The following is a 19,734-nucleotide window of genomic DNA, read 5'->3' as shown; positions in this document are numbered from 1 at the left end:
AGCAAATCGGCCTGGCCGACAACTTCTTCGAACTCGGCGGCGACTCGATCATCTCCATTCAGGTGGTCAGTCGGGCGCGCCAGGTCGGTATCCGCTTTACCCCCAAGGACCTGTTCCAGCATCAGACGGTCAGGGACCTGGCCAGCGTCGCCAAACTGGACGATGGCCAGGTCGCCATTGATCAGGCGCCCGCCAGCGGGGTCATACCGTTGCTGCCAATCCAGCACAAGTTCTTCGCCGAGGTCAGTCAGGAGCGTCACCACTGGAACCAGTCTGTACTGCTCAAGCCAAACCGCCCGGTGCAAGCCCAGGCACTGGAACAAGCACTGCAGGCACTGGTGCGCCAGCACGACGCGCTACGTCTGGTGTTCAGCGACGCCGACGATGGCTGGCAGGCACGCTTCCTCGACAGCCAGGCGCAGCCGTTGCTTGAACAGCAGCAAGCGACCCTGGCCACCCTCTGCGACCTCGCCAACCAGACCCAGCGCAGCCTGGACCTGCAACACGGCCCGCTATTGCGCGCTGTCCTGCTGACCCTGGAAGACCACAGTCAGCGTCTGCTGCTGGTGATCCACCACCTGGTGGTCGACGGCGTGTCCTGGCGGATCCTTTTCGAAGACCTGCAGAGCGCCTACACCCAGGCGCTGACCGCGCAACCGCTGCAGCTACCGGCCAGAACCACCTCGGTGAAAACCTGGGCCGAGCGCCTGGAACAGCACGTCCAGTCTGGCGGCCTGAACCACGAGCTTGACTACTGGGCTGCGCAACTGGACGGCATCAACACCGACTTGCCAGCGGATCATCCGAGCGGCAGCCTGCAGAACCAACATGCCCAGGGCCTGCAACTGCGTCTGGACAAACACACCACCCGCCGCCTGGTACAGGAAGCGCCGCTGGCCTACCGCACGCAGATCAACGATCTGCTGCTGACCGCCCTGGCGCGGGTGATCGCACGCTGGACCAAACGCCCACAGGTGGCGATCCAACTCGAAGGCCATGGCCGCGAAGCCTTGTTTGACGACGTCGACCTGACCCGTACGGTCGGCTGGTTCACCAGCCTGTACCCGGTGCTGCTGACCGCTCATGAGGACCAGGGCGTGAGCCTGCGCGGGATCAAGGAGCAACTGCGGGCGATCCCGGCCAAGGGTGCCGGCTATGCCATGCTGCGCCACCTGGGCAATACCCTGGCCGGGCTGCCCGAACCGCGCATCACTTTCAACTACCTGGGCCAGTTCGACAGCAGCTTCGATACCGACGCGGGCGCACTGTTGGCGCCGGCCGCTGAAGGCAGTGGCCAAGAGCAAAGCCCGCACGCGCACCTGGGCAACTGGCTGACCCTCAATGGCCAGATCTTCGACGGCGAACTGAGCATGAGCTGGCTGTTCAGCCAACAGATGTTCGAGCCGGCCACAGTTCAGGCTCTGGCCGATGACTACCAGCGCGAACTCGAAGCCCTGATCGCCCATTGCTGCGATCCATGCAACCGCGGCTTTACCCCATCCGACTTCCCCCTGGCACGTCTGCAGCAAGCCCAGCTGCAAGCGCTGCCGGTTGCGGCGGAACTGATCGAAGACATCTACCCGCTGTCGCCGATGCAGCAAGGCATGCTGTTCCATACCCTGGAAGCCGGTGAAGCCGGTCTGTACATCAATCAGATGGCGGTCCCGGTCGAAGGCCTGGACATCGCGCGCTTCAGCGCTGCATGGAACACGGTAATTGCCCGCCATGACATCCTGCGCACCGGCTTCTGGAGTGACAACCAACTGACCGAGCCGCTGCAGCTGGTTTACCGCCAGGCGCAAATGCCGGTAACCGTGCTCGATTGGCGTGATCGCCAGGTCGAGCCGCAGGCGCTGGCGCAACTGAGCGCAGCGGATTACGCCAAAGGCTTCGATCTGCTGCAGGCACCGCTGATGCGCCTGACCCTGGTCCAGCTCGACGAGCAACGGGTACACCTGTTGTGGTCCGGCCATCACATCCTGGTCGACGGCTGGAGCAATTCACGACTTCTCGGTGAGGTGCTGCAGGCCTATGACGGCTTGCCTTCAACACAAGGCGCAGGGCGCTACCGCGACTATATCCAGTGGCTGGCGCAACAACCGCAAGCGGTGCTTGAGCAGTTCTGGCGCGACAAGCTCTCGGGTTTTGACAGCCCCACTCATCTGGCCAGTAGCCTGGCGCCACGTCCAGACCCCACACTGCCAGGGCATGCGGCGCTGTACCTGGATTGGGACGCGGCGCAAACCTTGCGCCTGCGCGAGCTGGCGCAGTCGCTGCGGGTCACGCCCAACACCCTGATCCAGGCCACCTGGCTGCTGCTGTTGCAGCGTTACACCGGACAGGCCAGCGTGTGCTTCGGTGCCACCGTGGCCGGGCGTCCAGCGAGCCTGCCAGGCGCGGATGAAATGCTCGGGCTGTTCATCAACACGTTGCCAGTAATTCAGTCTCCGCAACCGGCCACCTCGCTACAGGACTGGCTGCTGGAACTGCAAGCCTACAACCTGGAGATCCGTGACCATGAGCACGCCTCGCTGGCCGATATCCAGCGCTGGGCCGGCTTGGGTGGTCAGGCGCTATTCGACAGCATTATCGTCTTCGAGAACTACCCGGTCGACGAACGCCTGCGTGAAGCTGGCCAGGGTCAGCTGCAATTTGGTGAAGTCCAGGGCCGCGACGTGACCAACTTCGCCATGGACCTGGCCGTCAACCTCGGCACCACCCTGAGTATTGAGTTCCTGTACCTGCGCAACCGCTTCAGCGCAGAGGCTGTCGAGCAGATTCGCGCCAGCTTCGAAGCCTTGCTGCTGGCGATGCTTGACGCGCCGACAACGCCGCTTGGCAACCTGTCGTTGTTGAACAACACGCAGCAGCAACGCCTGCACCACGACAACCACTTGAACGTCACCCACGCCCAGGCGCCATTGCTCGCCGAACAGCTGCGTCAGCAGGCCGAGGCACGCCCGCACGTTGTGGCGGTGCTCTGCAATGACCAGCAGTTGACCTGGGCCCAACTGGAGTTGCAGGCCAACCGCCTCGCCCATCACCTGATTGCCCAAGGCGTGGGGCCAGAGATGCGCGTAGGTATCGCCCTGGAGCGTTCGGTTCAGGTGGTGGTGGCTTTCTATGCGGTGATGAAAGCTGGCGCTGCCTATGTGCCATTGGATATCGACTACCCGCAGGAACGTCTGCAATGGATCGTCGAAGACTCCGGCATGACCTTGATGATCAGCCAGGACAGCCTGCGGGCCCGCTTCGACTGGCCGCAGGCTGCACCGCTGATCGCCATTGACCAGTTAGCCCTGGACGCGCTGCCTGCCAGCTGCCCGGCGCAACGGGCGCTCGGCGATAACCTTGCCTACTTGATCTACACCTCCGGTTCAACGGGCAAGCCCAAGGGCGTGGCGGTGGCTAACGAGCCGCTGCGCATGCATTGCCAGGCCATCGCCCAGCGTTACGAAATGAGCCGCGACAGCCGCGAGCTGCTGTTCATGTCGTTCGCCTTTGACGGCGCCCAAGAGCGCTGGCTGACCACCCTGTCCTGCGGTGGGCAACTGGTGCTACGCGACAACCGCCTGTGGACGCCGGAAGAAACCTTGCAGGCCTTGCACACCCATCGGATCAGCGTGGCCTGCTTCCCGCCGGCTTACCTGCAACAACTGGCCGAGTTTGCCCAGAGTCAGGACCAGCCACCGCCACCGGTGTCGATCTACTGCTTTGGCGGCGACGCCGTGGCCGAAGCCAACTTCGAGCTGGTCAAGCAGGCGTTGCAACCTACGTGGCTAACCAACGGCTACGGCCCAACGGAAACCGTGGTCACCCCGTTGCTGTGGAAAGTGCCAGCCAGCGGCCACTGCGACGCCGTCTACGCCCCGATCGGCAGCCGCGTCGGCGAACGCACCCTATATGTCCTTGATGATGCCCTAAACCCGGTGCCGCCAGGCGTCGCCGGTGAGCTGTACATCGGTGGCCAAGGGGTCGCGCGTGGTTATCACCAGCGTCCGGGGCTGACGGCCGAGCGCTTTGTCGCCGATCCGTTCCAGGCCGACGGCACGCGCCTGTACCGCAGTGGCGACCTGGTACGCCAGCGCGCGGACGGCACCTTCGACTACCTCGGACGCCTGGACAACCAGGTGAAAATTCGAGGTTTCCGTATCGAGCTGGGGGAGATCGAATCGCGCCTGCGGGGCATGGACCAGGTACAAGATGCAGTGGTCGTTGCCCGCGAGCACAACAATGGCAAGCAACTGATTGGCTACGTTGTCGCCGAGGCCGACGAAGGCCTCGGTGAACGCTTGCGCAGCGCCCTGCTGGAGGAACTGCCCGACTACATGGTACCGGCGCAGATCCTGACCTTGGTCAGCTTCCCGCTGAACCCGAACGGCAAACTCGACCGCAACGCCCTGCCCGATCCGGACTTTAAAGGCCGCGTTTTCGTCGCCCCACGCAATGCCCTGGAGCAGGCGCTGGCGCAGATCTGGCAGGAGGTGCTTGAGCTTGAACAGGTCGGCGTGAGCGACAACTTCTTCGAACTGGGTGGCGACTCCTTGCGTATTCTCAAGGTGCTTTCCAAAGTGCGCGGCCAGCCTGAGCTGGGCTTGCAGCTCAAATTGCGCGACCTGATGGGCAAGCCGACCATCGGCGAGTTGTCCGGTTACCAAGGCGAGGAACGCAACCTCAATCCATTGCTGTTGCTCAACGCCTCGGTCCCTGCGCACACGCCGCTGTTCTGCCTGCATGCCGGCTTCGGCACCGTGTTCGATTACGAGGCCTTGGCCCGGCGTCTGGACGGTCGTTGCAGCGTCTATGGCCTGCAATGCCGCATGCTGCTGGACGATGATTGGCAAGACGAATCGCTGCAAGCCATGGCTATCGACTACGCCCAGTACATTCGCCAGAAACAGCCACAGGGGCCTTACCACCTGCTTGGCTGGTCGCTGGGTGGCCCGTTGGCAACGCTGGTGGCTGAGGAGTTGATCAAGCAGGGCCAGCAGGTCGAATTCGTTGCCCTGGTCGACAGCTTCACCCCCGAAGCGGATGCGCCACAGGTTACCGATGACGGTAGCGAAGATTTGCGCGGTCTGTTGGCGGTGGTGCTCGGCGTACCGCCTTCTGCCGTGCCACGCCTGGCGGTTGACCAAGACGCAGACCTGGTGCAGTTGCAGCAACTGATCGATCAGGCCCGCCAAGGTCTCGACGAAACCGCAGGGGCGCTGCGTGAAATCGGTTCGGACGAATTGGCCCGTACCTTCCGTACCGGGATGAAGCTCAAGGCCTTGGCCGCACGCCTGGCACACATGCCGCGCTGCGTTGCCAACAGCCACTGCTGGTGGGCGGGTGCCAACAACGTCACGCAGGCAACTGCCTTTGCCGGCAGCCGACAGCACGCACCGATCGACGCCGACCACTACACAATCCTCGGCCACCCGCTGTTTATCGACGGGCTGCTGGAGCATCTGCCGCAGTCCGAGCCGGTAACCCCTTGACCAACAGGGCCGCCCCGCCTGCGGGTGGCTCTTTACCTCTTTACAAGGAACTGCAATGCCCCTGGACCCCGATCTCGAAGCGTTTCTGGAACTGGCCGAACTCGGCCGCCTGACTGGCAAGAGTCAAGCCATGCACGAACTGAGCGTGGCGCAAGCCCGCGCCGAATTCGAAAAGACCTCAGTGATACTCGATCCGTCGCCGCCGGCAACCCTGAGCGTGACGGCGCTGAAAGTACCGGCCCGCGACGGGCACCTGCTCGACGCTCGCCTCTACCAGCATGCCGAGCTGGCGACCGATGCCCCTACCCTGCTCTATTACCACGGTGGGGGCTATGTGGTCGGCAGCCTGGATTCCCACGACTCGATCTGCCGGCGCCTGGCTGCCAGTGGCCGTTACGCGGTATTCGCTCCGGCGTACCGACTGGCGCCGCAAGCGCCATTCCCGACGGCAGTGAATGATTCACTGGACGCGGCTAACTGGTTCGCCGAACAGGCCGCCCAACTGGGGCTCAATGCCCAGCGCTTGATTCTTGCCGGTGACAGCGTCGGTGCTACCCTGGCAACCGTGCTGGCCATCGCTGCCACCGGCGCTGAGCCGACGTTGTGCTTCAAACCGGTGGCGCAGTTGCTGTTCTACCCGGTGACCGACATTACCCGGCAACGCCCTTCGCATGCACGTTACGCCGAAGGTTACCTACTGGAAACACCGACGCTGGAGTGGTTCTACGACCATTACTGCCCGCCCGCCGAGCGCGGTGACTGGCGCGCCTCACCGCTGCTGGGCAGCTTTGCGCCGTTGGCCCCTGCGTATATCAATGTCGCTGAGTATGACCCGCTGCATGATGAAGGCATTGCCTACGCGAATGCGCTGGTGAATGCCGGCGGCGAGGTGACCCTGGTCGTGCAGGCGGGGTTGACCCATGACTTTTTGCGTATGTCCGGGATCAGCGGGCAGATCGAGGGGGTGTATCAGGCAGTGGAGGATTGGCTGGTTCAACATAGCTGATGTGCCCCAGCTCTAGTCAAAAAAAACCGCCTCAAGGGCGGTTTTTTCATGTTGCTGCGGATCACACCAAGGTCATTCAAAGGTACCGCGCAAGGTCAGGGTGAAGTTGCGGGGTTCGCCGTAGTAGTTGCCGAACTCCGAGGTGCCTACGCTGGCGTAGTACTTACGGTCGAACAGGTTGTTGCCGTTGACCGCAACGGTCCAGTTGTCATCAACCTTGTACTCGACCATCGCATCGTAGACCGCATAGCCTGCCTCGCTGAACTGGTAAGGCTGCTTGTCGATGACGTTCCAGCTGCTGTCGAAGCGGTAGGATTCGCCTTCCACGTAAGTCGCGCTTTGGGCGGTCACACCACCACCGACGCGCCAGTCGGAGAAGTCACCCGGCAAGGTATACATGGTCCACAACTTGAGCAGGTGCTTGGGAGTGACGGTGCTGTAGAGCGTCTCTTCCGTATTGTTGTGCACCTGGTTATAGGTGTAGCCGGCCAATACTTCCCAGCCGGGCGTAATCTCACCGGTGGCCTCCAGATCGAGGCCTTTGCTGGTGATTTTGTCCTGTGCCAGGAAGCAGCACGAACTGCTGTAGCTCGGCGACGGGTCCGGATAAGCGGGGTCTTTCGCTGCCTGGTGCTCACGCTTGGTATAGAACAACGCGGCGCTGACGTTCAGCCGGCCATCGAGCAACTCGCCCTTGATGCCCGTTTCGTAGGTCTTGCCGGTCATGGGCTCAATGGAGGTCTTGTCGGTTAGCGGCCCCTGCATCTTCTGCGCCTGAGGCTTGAACACTTCGGCATAGCTGACATAGGTGGACCACTGATCGTTCAAGGCGTAGATCAGGCCGCCGAACGGTACCAGGGTGGTCGGCTCGCGATCCGACACCCCGGGCTCTTCGCGTTTCCAGGTACCAGTGCCCGGTCGGTTGCGCATGCTGTACTCCTGCTCGAACTTGTAACGCTGGGCACGGGCTCCCACCACCAACTTCAGTGGATCGGTCAGTTGCAGGCGCAAGGTCGAATACACGCCGTACTGCTCGCGTTTGTTCGGGTAGTAGTCACGGTAGAAGTTGTGGTTCGACTCGTCAGTCGGCAGCGGCGTGGATTGCGGGTCCCAGAGGTCGATCAGGCCACCCAGCCCGACCTTGCCCTGAGCCGCACGCCAGCGGCTGGTGACTTTCTGGTAGTCGGCACCGAACAGCACTTCATGACGGCGATTGAACGCCTCGAAACCGCCGGACAGGTTGACGTCGAATACCGACTGTTTGCTCCAGCTCGACACGTAGCTGCCCCACCAGTAGGGGCCGGTGTTGGTGTTCTCGTCCACCGAGCCGTAGGGAATGATGCCTTCGGTGGTGGAGTCGTTATAGGAGTAGGTATAGGACGTGTTGAGCTTCCAGTCTTCATTGAAGTAGTGGTCAAGCTTGGCGAACCATTCGCGGGTGTAGCTATCGGACCAGGCCTGGTTGGTGGTGTACCAGGTATGCCGCGGCAGGCCCAGGTCACCACCTGTGCTGTAGCGCGGAAGGCCGTCACCGGTGCCGTTTTCCTTGACCTTGTCGTAGCTGCCGCCAAAGGTCAGCATGGTGTCGTCGGTGACGTCTGCCTCCAGCACACCATAAAGAAAGGGCTTCTCGGTACTGCGATTGTCCATGAAGTACTGGCGGTCGGTGTAGGCCGCGACCATGCGCCCGCGCAGCTTGCCGTCAAAGGCCAGCGGCCCGGTCAAGTCGACTTCGCTACGATAGTTGTCCCAAGAGCCGGCAGAAGTGTTGAGCTTGAGCTGGTAGTGGTCCAGTGGGCGCTTGCGCACCAGGTTGACCACACCGCCCGGATCGCCGGTACCGGCGAGCAGGCCGCTGGAACCGCGCAGGACCTCAACGTGATCGTAGGCGGCCATGTCATAAATACGGTCGCTGTAAAACGTACCGACACCGGTGCCGATGTCCATCGGCGCGGCGCCGTCGATCTGCACGTTGTCGATACCAAAGCCGCGCGAGTAGAACTGCTGAGAGTGGTAGTTGTTGTTGCGCAGAGTGATGCCAGGGGCCCGTTTCATGGCGTCTGGCAAAGTAGTCATTCGCAGGTCTTCGACCATCTTCTGAGTGATGACCGACACCGACTGCGGGGTATCCTTGAGGCTCACCGGCGTCTTGGAGCCCACACTGACCAGCCCGGTGGTATAGGACCCGGAGTTCTCCGTGGCCTCACCCATGCCTTGGCCGACGATGCTGGTGCTCCCCAGCTCCACAGCAGCGCCGGTACTCGCAGGGTTACTGATGATCACCGTGTCGCTCTCCATCCGGTAGGACAGGCCCGCATCACGCAGCATGATGTCGAGGGCGGCGCGCGCTTCCATGGTGCCGGACACTGCAGTCGAACGTTTGCCACTGACCAGGCCGGGCTCGAACAGCAGTTGCAGACCGGTTTGCTGACCGAGCTGGGTCAGCGCTTCGCTCAACGGTGCCGAGGGAATGTTGACCTGTTTGCTTTCGGCCTGGGCCGCGCCAGCCATACCCAACGCGAGCCCCAGTACCACCGCCGATGCCGATGTGCGCCAGCGAGCCCGTTCCCAAATCGAGGGGCGCCGCGCAAGCCTTGGCTGATCAGATTTCATGTGTTGATTTACTCCAATGCGCTCTTGTGTTGTACAGCCGCCGACTCTGAGGTCGGCTGATCGTGAAGTGTGTAAACCGTCCCTGGAAATCCCCATCCTGAGGCAGGCTGGCGACACAAGTCGTAGCTGCTCGCTGACTAGACGAGCGTGGTATGAACGAAATTAGGAATATTTTTCTTTTGATGCATTTCACACAATGCAGCGCCTGGTTTAACCAGACAGCTAAACGATGTTCCGCCAGGCGCAGAACGCACCCGGCGGAACATCGCGAAGGGGTGTCAGCTGCCCTGCCCTTGCAACAGCCGGGCTTTCTCCAGCAACGTGGCTTTCTCTTCCGGGGTCATGGCATCCAGACGTAGGCGCGCTTGCGCGAGTTTTTCCAACTGCCCCGGCGCGGTTTCCTGCAGACGCAGCACCTGGGCCAGCGCGGCGGCGCTGGGGTTATCAAACACCACGCCCGGATGCACATCACACTGCAACAACTTGCGGATACCAGCGACCAGTTTGATCACCAGCAACGAGTGGCCACCGGCAGCGAAGAAGTCCTGCTCCACACTCAGTTGCTCAAGCCCGAGCAACTGCGCCATGCGCTGGGCCAGGACAGTCTCCAGAGCATCACGGGGTGCGACATAGACCTGCTGCGCGGCACTGAGGTCGAGCTTGCCCAGGGCCTGACGGTCGATCTTGCCATTGCCCAGGCGCGGCATGCTGGTCAGCACCTGAACCTGGCGCGGCACCATTACCGCTGGCAAACGCTCAGCCAGTTGCTGCTTGAGGCTGGCCGCCCAATCGTGACCCGGCTCGCCACGCGCCGTCACGAAAGCGATCGGTTCCTGCTGGGCATCGAGCACTACTGCCCCTTCGTTCACCTGCTCCAGGGCAGACAACTCAGCCTCGATTTCCGCCAGCTCGACGCGAAAGCCGCGCAGCTTAACCTGTTGGTCGGCCCTGCCGTAGAGCTGGATGCCACCCTCAGGGCAATAACGCGCCAGGTCACCCGTGCGGTAGATCCGCGCGCCCGGCAGCAGCGGATGGTCGATGAAGGCTTCGGCCTGTTGTTGCGCTGCATTCAGGTAACCACGGGCCAATTGCTCGCCGCCGATGTATAGCTCGCCCAGCTCACCACTGGCCACCAGCTTGCTCTGCGCACCGAGCACCAGCACTTGGTTGTTGGCCAGCACCTGGGTCAGCGGCACCCCCGTGGCGTCCAGGTCCTGGGCAGTGATCGGGTGAATCATCACCCCGACCGTGGCTTCGCTCGGCCCATAGTGGTTGAACAGACGGATGTCACTGCGGATGCTCAACAACCGTTCGACCAGCGCCGGCGCCACGGCTTCACCGCCCAGTACCAACGTGGCGGGCAGCACTGGCGCCTGGTTGTCGATCAACGCCGCCAGGTGCGACGGCACGATCTTCAGGCAATCGATGGCCTGCGCTTCGATAAAGCGGGCAAACGCCTGGCCATCCTGCACGGTCGCCTCATCGGCCAGGTGCAACGCCGCACCGTTGTACAGGGCACCGAACACGGCGGTGTGGCCCAGGTCAGCGACGACGCTGGAACTGAAGGCAAAGCGTCGGCATTGCTGAAGGCCCAGTGCGGCGCTGGCCGCAGCGACGTAGTTGAACAAGGCGCGATGCTCGATGGTGACAGCCTTGGGTGTACCGGTCGACCCGGAGGTGAACAGCACATAGGCGATATCGTCACCCGCCAGCGCCAGAGGTTCGGACAACGTCAGTGTCTGATCCGCGAAGTTGACCACGTCAAGATCGATTACCGGCACGTCGCCCATCGCCGCCATGCCTCGCCCCACCAGCAACGCCGCATCCGCCTGCTCCACCAACAGCGCCAGGCGCGCCGTCGGCCATTGCGGATCCAGCGGCAACCAGGCCGCTCCCAGGCGCCAGGCTGCCAGCGCCGCCACCAGCCATTCGGGCGAGCGCGGCAGGGCCAGCGCCAGCCGTTGCCCGGCGCTCAGACCCTGGCCAGCCATGGCCGCGGCCATCTGCTGGACACGCTGTTCCAGCTGCGCATAGCTAAGCGTCTGGGTGTTGCTGACCAACGCCGGGGCGTCGGGAGTCAACGAAGCCCATTCGCTGATGCGCTGGGCCAAGGTCAGGCCCGGATCAATCGCTTGCGGCGCTGGGTTGAGCGCCAGCAGGCGCTGACGTTCGGCCTCGCCCAACAAGGGCAGCTCACCCACTGGGCTGGCGGGCGCGGCGGCGATGCCACGCAGCAGCACCTGATATTGCTCAAGCAGGCCTGCCATGGCCACGCGGGTATAGTGTGCCGTGCTGAACGCCAAGCTCAGTCGCTGCGCCGTGCCTTGAGCGTCGATGCTCACCTGCAAAACCAGTTCAAAGCCAGGATCGAGCGCTTCGGTGGCACTGGCCGACCATTGCCCGCCCTTGACCTGCCTCGCAGGCAATAGCCGACGCAGCGCAAAACCATGGCTTGGCTGCACGGCGCGGTCTTCGCTGCTCCAGTACTCTTGCCAGGTACGGTGCTGCTCAAGCAGCCCCGATAAATGCGCCAGGCACTGATCGAACGGCACTGCCAGGTCCAGTGTCAGTTGCAGCGGCAAGGTCTTTTCGAACAACCCCAGGGTTTGCTCGAAAAACTCATAGTCAGCTCGGCCATCATGACGCCAACCGGCTAGGAACGCCGAGCGTCCGCTCAGGCGCGCCAGCAACAGCCACCAGGCCGCCTGCAACAGTGTTTCCAGGCTCACCTTGCAGCCGTCAGCAAGCTGTTGCAGTTCCGCGCGCAAGGCTGCCGGCAGCTCTGCCTCAACCTGATCCAGCGCGCCCACTGCAGCGCCTTTACGCCGGAACGGCAGCGTCGGCGGGGTCGGTGCTTGCGTGCCGAGATGGGCTTGCCAGTACTGCGCGGCCTGTCCGGCATCTTCGTCCAGCACCACTTCACCGTGCCATTCCAGGTACTGACTGAATTGAGCCAGTTCCTCGTCTGCGCCACTGGCGCCTTGCTCGTAAGCGTGTAGTAGTTGCTCCAACAGCAAGGGCAAGCTGGCGGCATCCACCAACCCCCGGGCCAGCGCCAGGTTCAGGCGCCAGTGGCTGTGGTCCAGACGCTGCAGCAAGGCCTGGGTGAAACTGCCTTGTTGTAGTTGCAGCGGGCGTTGCAACCATTGAGCGTGGCGCAGTATGGCGGCGTCTTGCGTGACGACCTGATCGTCAATTTCCACGGCCAAGCGCGGCTGGCCTCCACCCGGGAACTGGCGCAGGCCGTGGTACCCGGCAACCGCGTGCAGGCGGGTGGTCAGCACCTGCTGGCGCAGCGCCAGGTCATCGAGCGCGGCGTGCAGGGCGGGTAGATCGAGCGATCCGCGGATCTCCACCTGCAGCACATGGGCCAGCGCCGCCCAACTCGCCCCTGTCTGCGCCGCAGCGCTCCATTTCTGCTGTTCAGCAAGCAGAGCCAGGCCGGCACCGAGTTGTTGCACGTTGATCTCACTCATACCTGAGCCTCTTGTTCAAGGGTTGCCGGGCCGGGCGCGGGTTGCGCCGCCTTCAGGCTACGCCGTTCGACCATTTCGCCCATGGCGACGACAATCTTGCGCGGCCCCTCGAAAGGGTCACGGGCATGCGCGGCGAGCATGTTGTCGAGCAGGATCACATCACCCTTGCGCCAGTCGAAGCGCACTGCACACGCTTCATACAGCTCACCGATCAATTGCATGACCTCGTCTTCAATCGGCGAACCATCACCGTAATAGACATGCCGGGGCATGCGCTCAATGCCGAACAACGCCAGCAGGTCCTCGCGCACATCCGCATCCAGGCAATAAATGTGGTGCAACTGCACCTGGTTGAAGAACGTCTTCTCGCCCGTCAACGGGTGGCGGATGATCGCCGGGCACGGGGTGCGAATCTGCAGTTCGTCATTGTCGAGCCAGGTCCACTGGATACCGGCTGCCTGGCATCGGGCCTCGACCTGTGCGCGCTCATCGGTCTTGAAGAAGTGCTGCCAGGACACGTCCAGCTTGTCGGCGAAGGTCCGCACATACAGCAGGCCTTTTTGCTCGAACGTTTCGCGCAATGCCTCGGGCAGGCGCAGGTACATCTGCCGGCAGTCGACCACCGGGGTCGCACCGCCCACTGGCGATGGCTGCTCACAGAAGAACAACTGCTTGCGCGGCCAGGTGTCCTGGTGTGAGCTTTCGTTGTGGAAGAGGATCATTTTCTGCTCTGGATACGGCGTCGAACGGTAGGTGTTCTTGCCGCCCTCCTTCTTCGGCAGGTCGCCGTACTGACCGTAGAGCCCTGGCTGTACGGCCTCGGCAAAGGCCTCGAAGGCGTGGATGTCATGCATGGCAAAACCGCGCAGAAGAATCCCGGCATGGCACGCCAGCTTCTCTTCCAGCCAAGGCCGGTTGTGGTTGACCCATGCCACCAGATCAAGCCCAGGATCGTTCGGCTCTACCAGCAACGGAAAGACCTGTGGCGGCGCCAGCAACGATTCGCGTACGGCGCTGCCAACCGCCTCACGGCCCGTTGCCCTGGGCTTTTTCAGGAATTTGCCGAGCTTGTCGGCCTTGGGCCCGGCAGCGGCAGTCGGCGCGGCCGCAACAGCGGTATCCGTGGTCATGGTGATGTCTCCTAGTCTGATATGCGGCTCACACACAATCTGTTCGAGCATGCAGGTGAAGTCCTTGGCCAGCTGGCTGATGCGCTCGGGCTTGAACAGCGCACTGGCGAACTGCCAAGTACCCCGCAGCCCTTCGCCGTCCTGGTCGAGGAACAGCGCCATGTCGAATTTCGAGTAGCTCGCCAGTGCCGACAATACTTCGACTTTGAGGCCATCGAGGCTGCTGTCGCGCACCGGCAGGTTGTTCATCACGAACAGCACCTGCACCAGCGGATTGACCCCGCGCTGACGTGTGACACCGGAGGCTTCGACGATCATGTCGAATGGCAGGTCCTGGTGTTCAAAGGCGCTCAAGGCAGTGTCGCGAGCAAGCCCCAGGTAATGACTGAATGTCTGCTGCGCGCTATAACGCGAACGCAGCGGCAGGATGTTGACGAAGAAGCCGATCAGGCGCTCCAGCTCCGGCTGTTGACGGCCGGCAACGTCGGCGCCGACCAGCAGGTCATCGCTGTTACTGACCCGGTGCAATAGCACCTGGAAGGCCGCCAGCAAGGTGGTGTACAGGGTGGCATTGGCCTGCGCGGCAATGGCTTTGAGTTGCTGCACCAAGCCAGCATCAAGGTGGAACTGCAGGTCGCTGCCAGCCGTGCAAGCCACGGCTGCACGCGGGTAGTCGGTCGGCAGTGGCAGATGCCCGCTGCTGGCGGCCAGCGTGCGCTGCCAGTAGTCGGCCTGCGTTGCCAGGATGCCGCTGTTTTCCAGCGCCTGCTGCCAGCGCGCGTAGTCGCTGTACTGCACGTTCAGCGCTGGCAACTGCGCTGGCTTACCGGCTTGCAGCAAGGCATAGAGCGCAACCAGTTCATTGACCAGCAGCGACATCGACCAGCCATCGGAGATGATGTGGTGCATGCTGTACAGCAGCACATGTTCGCTGGCGCTCAGGCGCAGCACGCGGCCACGCAATAACGGCGCCGTAAGCAGGCTGATCGGCGTACTGGCATTGTCCAGCACTGCCTGTGCCACTTCAGTTTCCTGCTCGGCGCGCCCCAGGGCGGACAGGTCAAACAACGGCAAATCGACCTCCACCGCCGCTGAAACCAAGGCCAACGGATCGCCTTCGTCGTCGCTTACATAGGCGGTGCGCAACACCTCATGACGGCGAATCACCTCGGCAAGGCTGGCGCGCAACAGTGGCACGTGCAATTCGCCTTGTAAGCGCAAGGCCAGTGGCATGCCATAAGCACCACTGGCGCCGGACAGCTGTTCGACAACCCACACGCGTCGCTGGGCCAACGACAGGACCGCCTCAGGTTGCTCACCCTGAGCCACCAGCGTGGGTAACGCTGGCGCCTGCGGTTGTGTCGAACGCGCCTGCAACAGCTGGGCGAAAGCCTCCAGGCGCGGGTGATCGAACAGGTCACGCAAACCGACTCGTACAGCCAAGAGTTCTTGCAAGCGCGCCACCACCTGAGTGGCCAGCAGCGAATGTCCGCCCAGTTCAAAGAAATGCTCGGCCAGGCCCACGCGCTCAACTTCAAGCACCTGCTGCCAGACCTCAGCGATCTGCTGTTCGAGGGCGCTACGCGGTGCGGCGAAGGTGGCGCTAGCGGGCTGCTGATCGGCTGCCGGCAAGGCTTTGCGGTCCAGCTTGCCGTTCGGCGTCAACGGCAGGCACGGCAAGCACACAACAAACGCCGGTACCATATAGCCCGGCAGTTGCTCACCCAGGCGCGCCTTGATGTCGGCGCGCAAGGCGGCCTGATCGGCGGCCTGTTCAGTGTGCTGATGCGCGACCACGTAGGCGACCAATTGCGCGCTACCCTGGTGCTCGACCGCCAGCACAGCCGCCTCACGCACCGACGCCAAGTTCAACAGTCGCGCCTCGATCTCGCCGAGTTCGATACGGAAACCGCGGATCTTCACCTGATGATCGATACGCCCGAGGTACTCGATGACGCCATCGGGGCGATAGCGGGTCAGGTCACTGGTGCGGTACAGGCGCTCGCCCGTTGCCGAGAACGGATGTGGCACGAAACGCTCGGCAGTCAGTGCCGCACGCCCCAGGTAGCCGCGGGTCAAACCGGCGCCTGACAGGTACAGCTCGGCCGCCACACCCTGCGGCGCCGGCTGCAGATTGGCATCAAGCAGGTAGCCGCCAGTGCCCGGCAGCGGCCGGCCGATACTCGCCGTACCGCCGGCCTCACGACGGGTCCAGGTGGAATAGGTGGTGTCTTCGGACGGGCCATAGAGGTCATTGACCTGAACCACATTCGGCAACTGATAAAGCTGATCGACCAGAGCCTGCTTCAGCGGTTCGCCAGCCAGGTTGATGATCCGTACGCTGGCTGGGATCTGCCCGGCCCGCAGCAAGGCGGCAATCGCCGAGGGCACGGTGTTGATCAAGCGTACCTGATCACGGGCGGGCAACTCGGGCAACGCCAGGGCATTGCGCGCCAGCACCAGCGAACCCCCACTGGCGAGGGTAACGAAGATCTCCCACACCGACAGGTCGAAACACACCGAGGTAGAGGCCAGCACCCCTTGCATGTCCTCGCGGCTATAGGTTTGCTGCGACCAAGCGATCAGTGCCTGAACGTTGCCATGCGTAATGGCCACGCCCTTGGGCTGGCCGGTGGAGCCGGAGGTGTAGATCACATAGGCCAGGTTGTCGGGGTGAATCTGCACTGGCGGCGCCGTGTCAGGCTGCCCGGCCAGAGCGTTGTCGCCCGCCGGCATCAGCAGTACTTGGGTATGCGCTGCCGGTGTCAGCCCTTCAAGCACCGTCGCCTGAGTGATCAACACCTGGGCGCGGCTGTCCTCAAGCATATAGGCGAGGCGCTCAGCCGGATAATCCGGGTCCAGCGGCACATAGGCGCCACCTGCTTTGAGCACGGCCAGCAAAGCCACGATCAGTTCGCTGGAACGTTGCAGGGCGATGCCGACCCGTACTTCGGCACCCACGCCAAGGCTCACCAGCTTGTGCGCCAGGCGGTTGACACGCTGGTCGAGCTGGCGATAGCTCAAACGCTGCTGCTGATCGACCAGTGCCAGTTGCTCGGGATCGGCCTGCACCTGGCGGGCGATCCATTCAGCGATGCTCAACGCTGGCGCCGGTGCTAGCCGGCTGGCATTGCAGTCGTGCAGCAGGCGTCGCCGTTCGCCGGCGTCGAGCATGGCCAGCTCGCCCACCGCTGTCGGTGAGGCCAGCATGCCCTGGAGCAGTTCGAGCAGATGGGCGCCCATGCGCTGCACCTGCGCTGCGGTGAAATGCTCGCAGGTGTACTGGAACTGCAAGGTCAGCGTGTCTTCCAGCGCAACCAGCAAGGTCAGCGGGTAACTGGTCTGCTCGCGGGTCTGCACCTGGGCAAAGCGCAGGCCTTGCGGCGCCCCTTGTTGCAAGGCTTCAGACACGGGATAGTTCTCGAACACCAGCAGCGAATCGAACAGCCCCTCACCGCCCTGCCCCGCCCAACGCTGGATGTCGAACAGCGGCGTGTGCTCATGATCGCGCAGGGCCAGGTTCTGCGCTTGTAGATTGTGCAGCAGCTGCGCCAGCGGTTGCTCGGCACTCAGGCTGACAACCACCGGCAGGGTATTGATGAACAGGCCGATTTGCGCCTCGATGGCCGGCAACGGTGCCGAACGACCGGCCACGGTGGCACCGAAAGCGACTGTCGACTGGCCGCTATAACGCTGCAACAGCAAAGCCCAGGCCGCCTGGATCAAGGTGTTCAAGGTAACTTTGTGCTGGCTGGCGAAGGCTTTCAGACGCTCAGTGGCGGCCAGGTCGAGCGATTGCTTGAATTGAGCGTGGCCGCTCGGCCCTTGTGCACGGTCTGGCAGCATCGCGGCAATTCGCGTTGGTGCATCCAGATGTCGAACCTGAGCCTTCCAGAAGCGCTGATCGGCCAGCGGGTCCTGCTGGCTCAGCCATTCGATGTAGTCACGATAACGTCCTGGCGGGTTCAGCACGGCGGTGCCGTTGTAGCGCTGCAGCACTTCAGCCAGCAACTGCGCGTTGCTCCAACCATCCATGAGAATGTGGTGACTGGTGTAAATCAGTTGATGGTGTTGCTCGTCCAGGCGCAGCACCTGCAGACTCAACAATGGCGCCCGCTCCAGGGCAAAACCGTTGCTGCGCAGCGTTGCGGCCCGAGCGTCGATGGCTGCCGCTTGATCCGCCTGCTCGCGCCAATCCTCGTAGCTGAACGGCACCTGCACGGCACGCTGGACCACTTGCAATGGCTGGCTCAGGGTCGCGCTGGTGAGAAACGCCGTGCGCAGGATATCGTGAGCATCCACACAGGCTTGCCAGGCGGCACGAAAGCGCTCGGGGTCCAGGCCTTCGACCGCGACCGAGAGTTGATTAATGTATTGGCCTTCGGCCTGCGCATAAAGGCTGTGAAAGAGCATCCCCTGTTGCATCGGCGACAAGGGGTAGATGTCCTGCACGCTGCGTGGATCAAGGCCCAGTTGATCAAGACCTTGCTGATCGAGGCCGGCCAGCGGCACGTCAGAGGGGGTCAGCGCGCCATGGCCGAGCGTGCAGCAGTGTTCGATCAGTTCGCCTAGCGCCTGCGCATAGGCATCGGCCAGTTGCTGCAGGGTTGCCGTGTCGAACATCTGTGCGCTGAACTGCCAGTCCACCAGCAGCTCGCCGCCATAGACCTGACCGTTGAGGCTGATCCAGTTGGGCAGCGGCGCGTGGTCATCCTGCTCCTGTCCACGCGGTTGCGAGTTCGGTACAAACAGGCTGTCGGCCTGGTCGAAGCCGGCATCGAGCTGACCGAGGTAGTTGAAGGTAATGCGCGCTGGCGCAAGCTCGGCAAGCGCCTGACGCGAAGTGTCGCTGCCCAGATAGCGCAAGGTGCCATAACCCATGCCTTGATCCGGCACCGCGCGCAGTTGCTCCTTGATCTGCTTGATCGACTCGGCCAAGCCTTGGGCCGGGGTGAGTTTGAGCGGGTAAAAGCTGGTGAACCAGCCGACGCTGCGGGTCAGGTCAAGAGGCTTGGACAAAGGTTCGCGACCATGCCCTTCCATCAATACGGCAACCGAATCATGGCCGCTCCATTGAGCGATGACGCGCGCCAAAGCGGTCAGCAGCAGGTCATTGACGCGGGTGCGATAGGCCGCTGGCGCTTCCTGCAGCAAGCGTCGGGTCAGTTGCGTATTCAGACGGGTTTGTACATGACGGGCATCGCGGTTGAGCAGGCGCGTTGCTGGACGCTCGCAGGGCAAATCACCCGGCACTTGTTGGGCTTGCCAGAACGCCAGCTGACCCTCCAGCGCGGGGCTGCGGGCATCCGCTTGCAATTGTTCGGCCCAGGCTTTGACCGAATGAGTCTTGGCCGGCAAACGTGGTGGCTGCCCGGCCAACTGCTGCTGGTACAGCGACTGCAGGTCTTCGAGCAGGATCCGCCAGGACACACCGTCCACCACCAGGTGGTGAATCACCAGCAACAGGCGCTGGCTGCCATCGGCCAGGGTCGCCAGCAAGGCACGCAGCAATGGCCCCTGTTGCAGGTTAAGGCTGCGTTGCACGCGGTCGGCGACGTCGCGCAACTGCGCCTCGTCGGCCACCGTCTGCTGCCACAACAAAAGGCTGTCATCCGTCTCGGCAAACTGCGCAGTCCAGCCTTGCGGCAAAGCCTGGAAACGCAAGCGCAATGCGTCGTGATGATCAACGATAGTGGCCAACGCCGATGCCAGCGCCTCGGCTGACAAGGGCTCGCGCGGAGCCAGCAGCAACGATTGGTTCCAGTGCTGGTGATTGTCCGTCAGGGTGTCGAAGAACCAGTGCTGGAATGGCAACAGCAATGCTTCGCCGCGCACCGGCCCTTGGTCAATGGCTTGTGCCGATTCACCGACTTCGGCCACTGCCGCCAGGCGCTGTACGGTCTGATGCTGGAACAGGTCCTTGGGTGTAAAGCGGATACCGGCCTGGCGCGCCCGGCTGACCACCTGGATGGAGATGATCGAGTCGCCGCCGAGTTCGAAGAAGTTGTCGGCCAGGCCGACTTGCG

General features: G+C 62.9%; 5 protein-coding genes. 2 read left to right on the top strand and 3 right to left on the bottom strand.

The genetic code is table 11. The features are described from left to right. Both ACQRAX_RS25125 and ACQRAX_RS25120 read left to right on the top strand, forming a co-directional pair. The coding region (locus ACQRAX_RS25125) for an amino acid adenylation domain-containing protein (RefSeq protein ID WP_427867764.1) at positions 1-5,483 on the top strand (5,483 nt) is incomplete at its 5' end. Positions 5,484-5,538: 55 nt separating this feature from the next. Next, the gene (locus ACQRAX_RS25120; protein WP_412037408.1) at positions 5,539-6,489 is read left to right on the top strand and encodes an alpha/beta hydrolase; all 951 of its coding nucleotides are present in this window, start codon (positions 5,539-5,541) and stop codon (positions 6,487-6,489) included. A gap of 72 nt (positions 6,490-6,561) precedes the next feature. On the opposite strand, the gene ACQRAX_RS25115 is transcribed toward ACQRAX_RS25120, so the two are convergent. The 3 genes from ACQRAX_RS25115 to ACQRAX_RS25105 form a co-directional block, all read right to left on the bottom strand. Beyond that, on the bottom strand, positions 6,562-9,102 hold the full coding sequence (locus tag ACQRAX_RS25115) for a TonB-dependent siderophore receptor (RefSeq protein ID WP_412037407.1): 2,541 nt from the start codon (positions 9,100-9,102) through the stop codon (positions 6,562-6,564). Positions 9,103-9,380: 278 nt separating this feature from the next. Then, entirely contained in the window at positions 9,381-12,578 is a 3,198-nt protein-coding gene (locus ACQRAX_RS25110; protein ID WP_412037406.1) for a non-ribosomal peptide synthetase, read from the bottom strand. Beyond that, positions 12,575-19,734, bottom strand: a 7,160-nt coding sequence (locus tag ACQRAX_RS25105) for an amino acid adenylation domain-containing protein (protein ID WP_427867763.1), incomplete at its 5' end; no start/stop codon positions are given. The genes ACQRAX_RS25105 and ACQRAX_RS25110, both read right to left, overlap by 4 nt.

It is taken from the genome of Pseudomonas sp. UM16, assembly GCF_050312595.1.
Classification (GTDB): domain Bacteria; phylum Pseudomonadota; class Gammaproteobacteria; order Pseudomonadales; family Pseudomonadaceae; genus Aquipseudomonas.
Note: the sequence above shows the minus strand (reverse complement) of the source record. Positions and strands in the feature narration are given on the sequence as shown.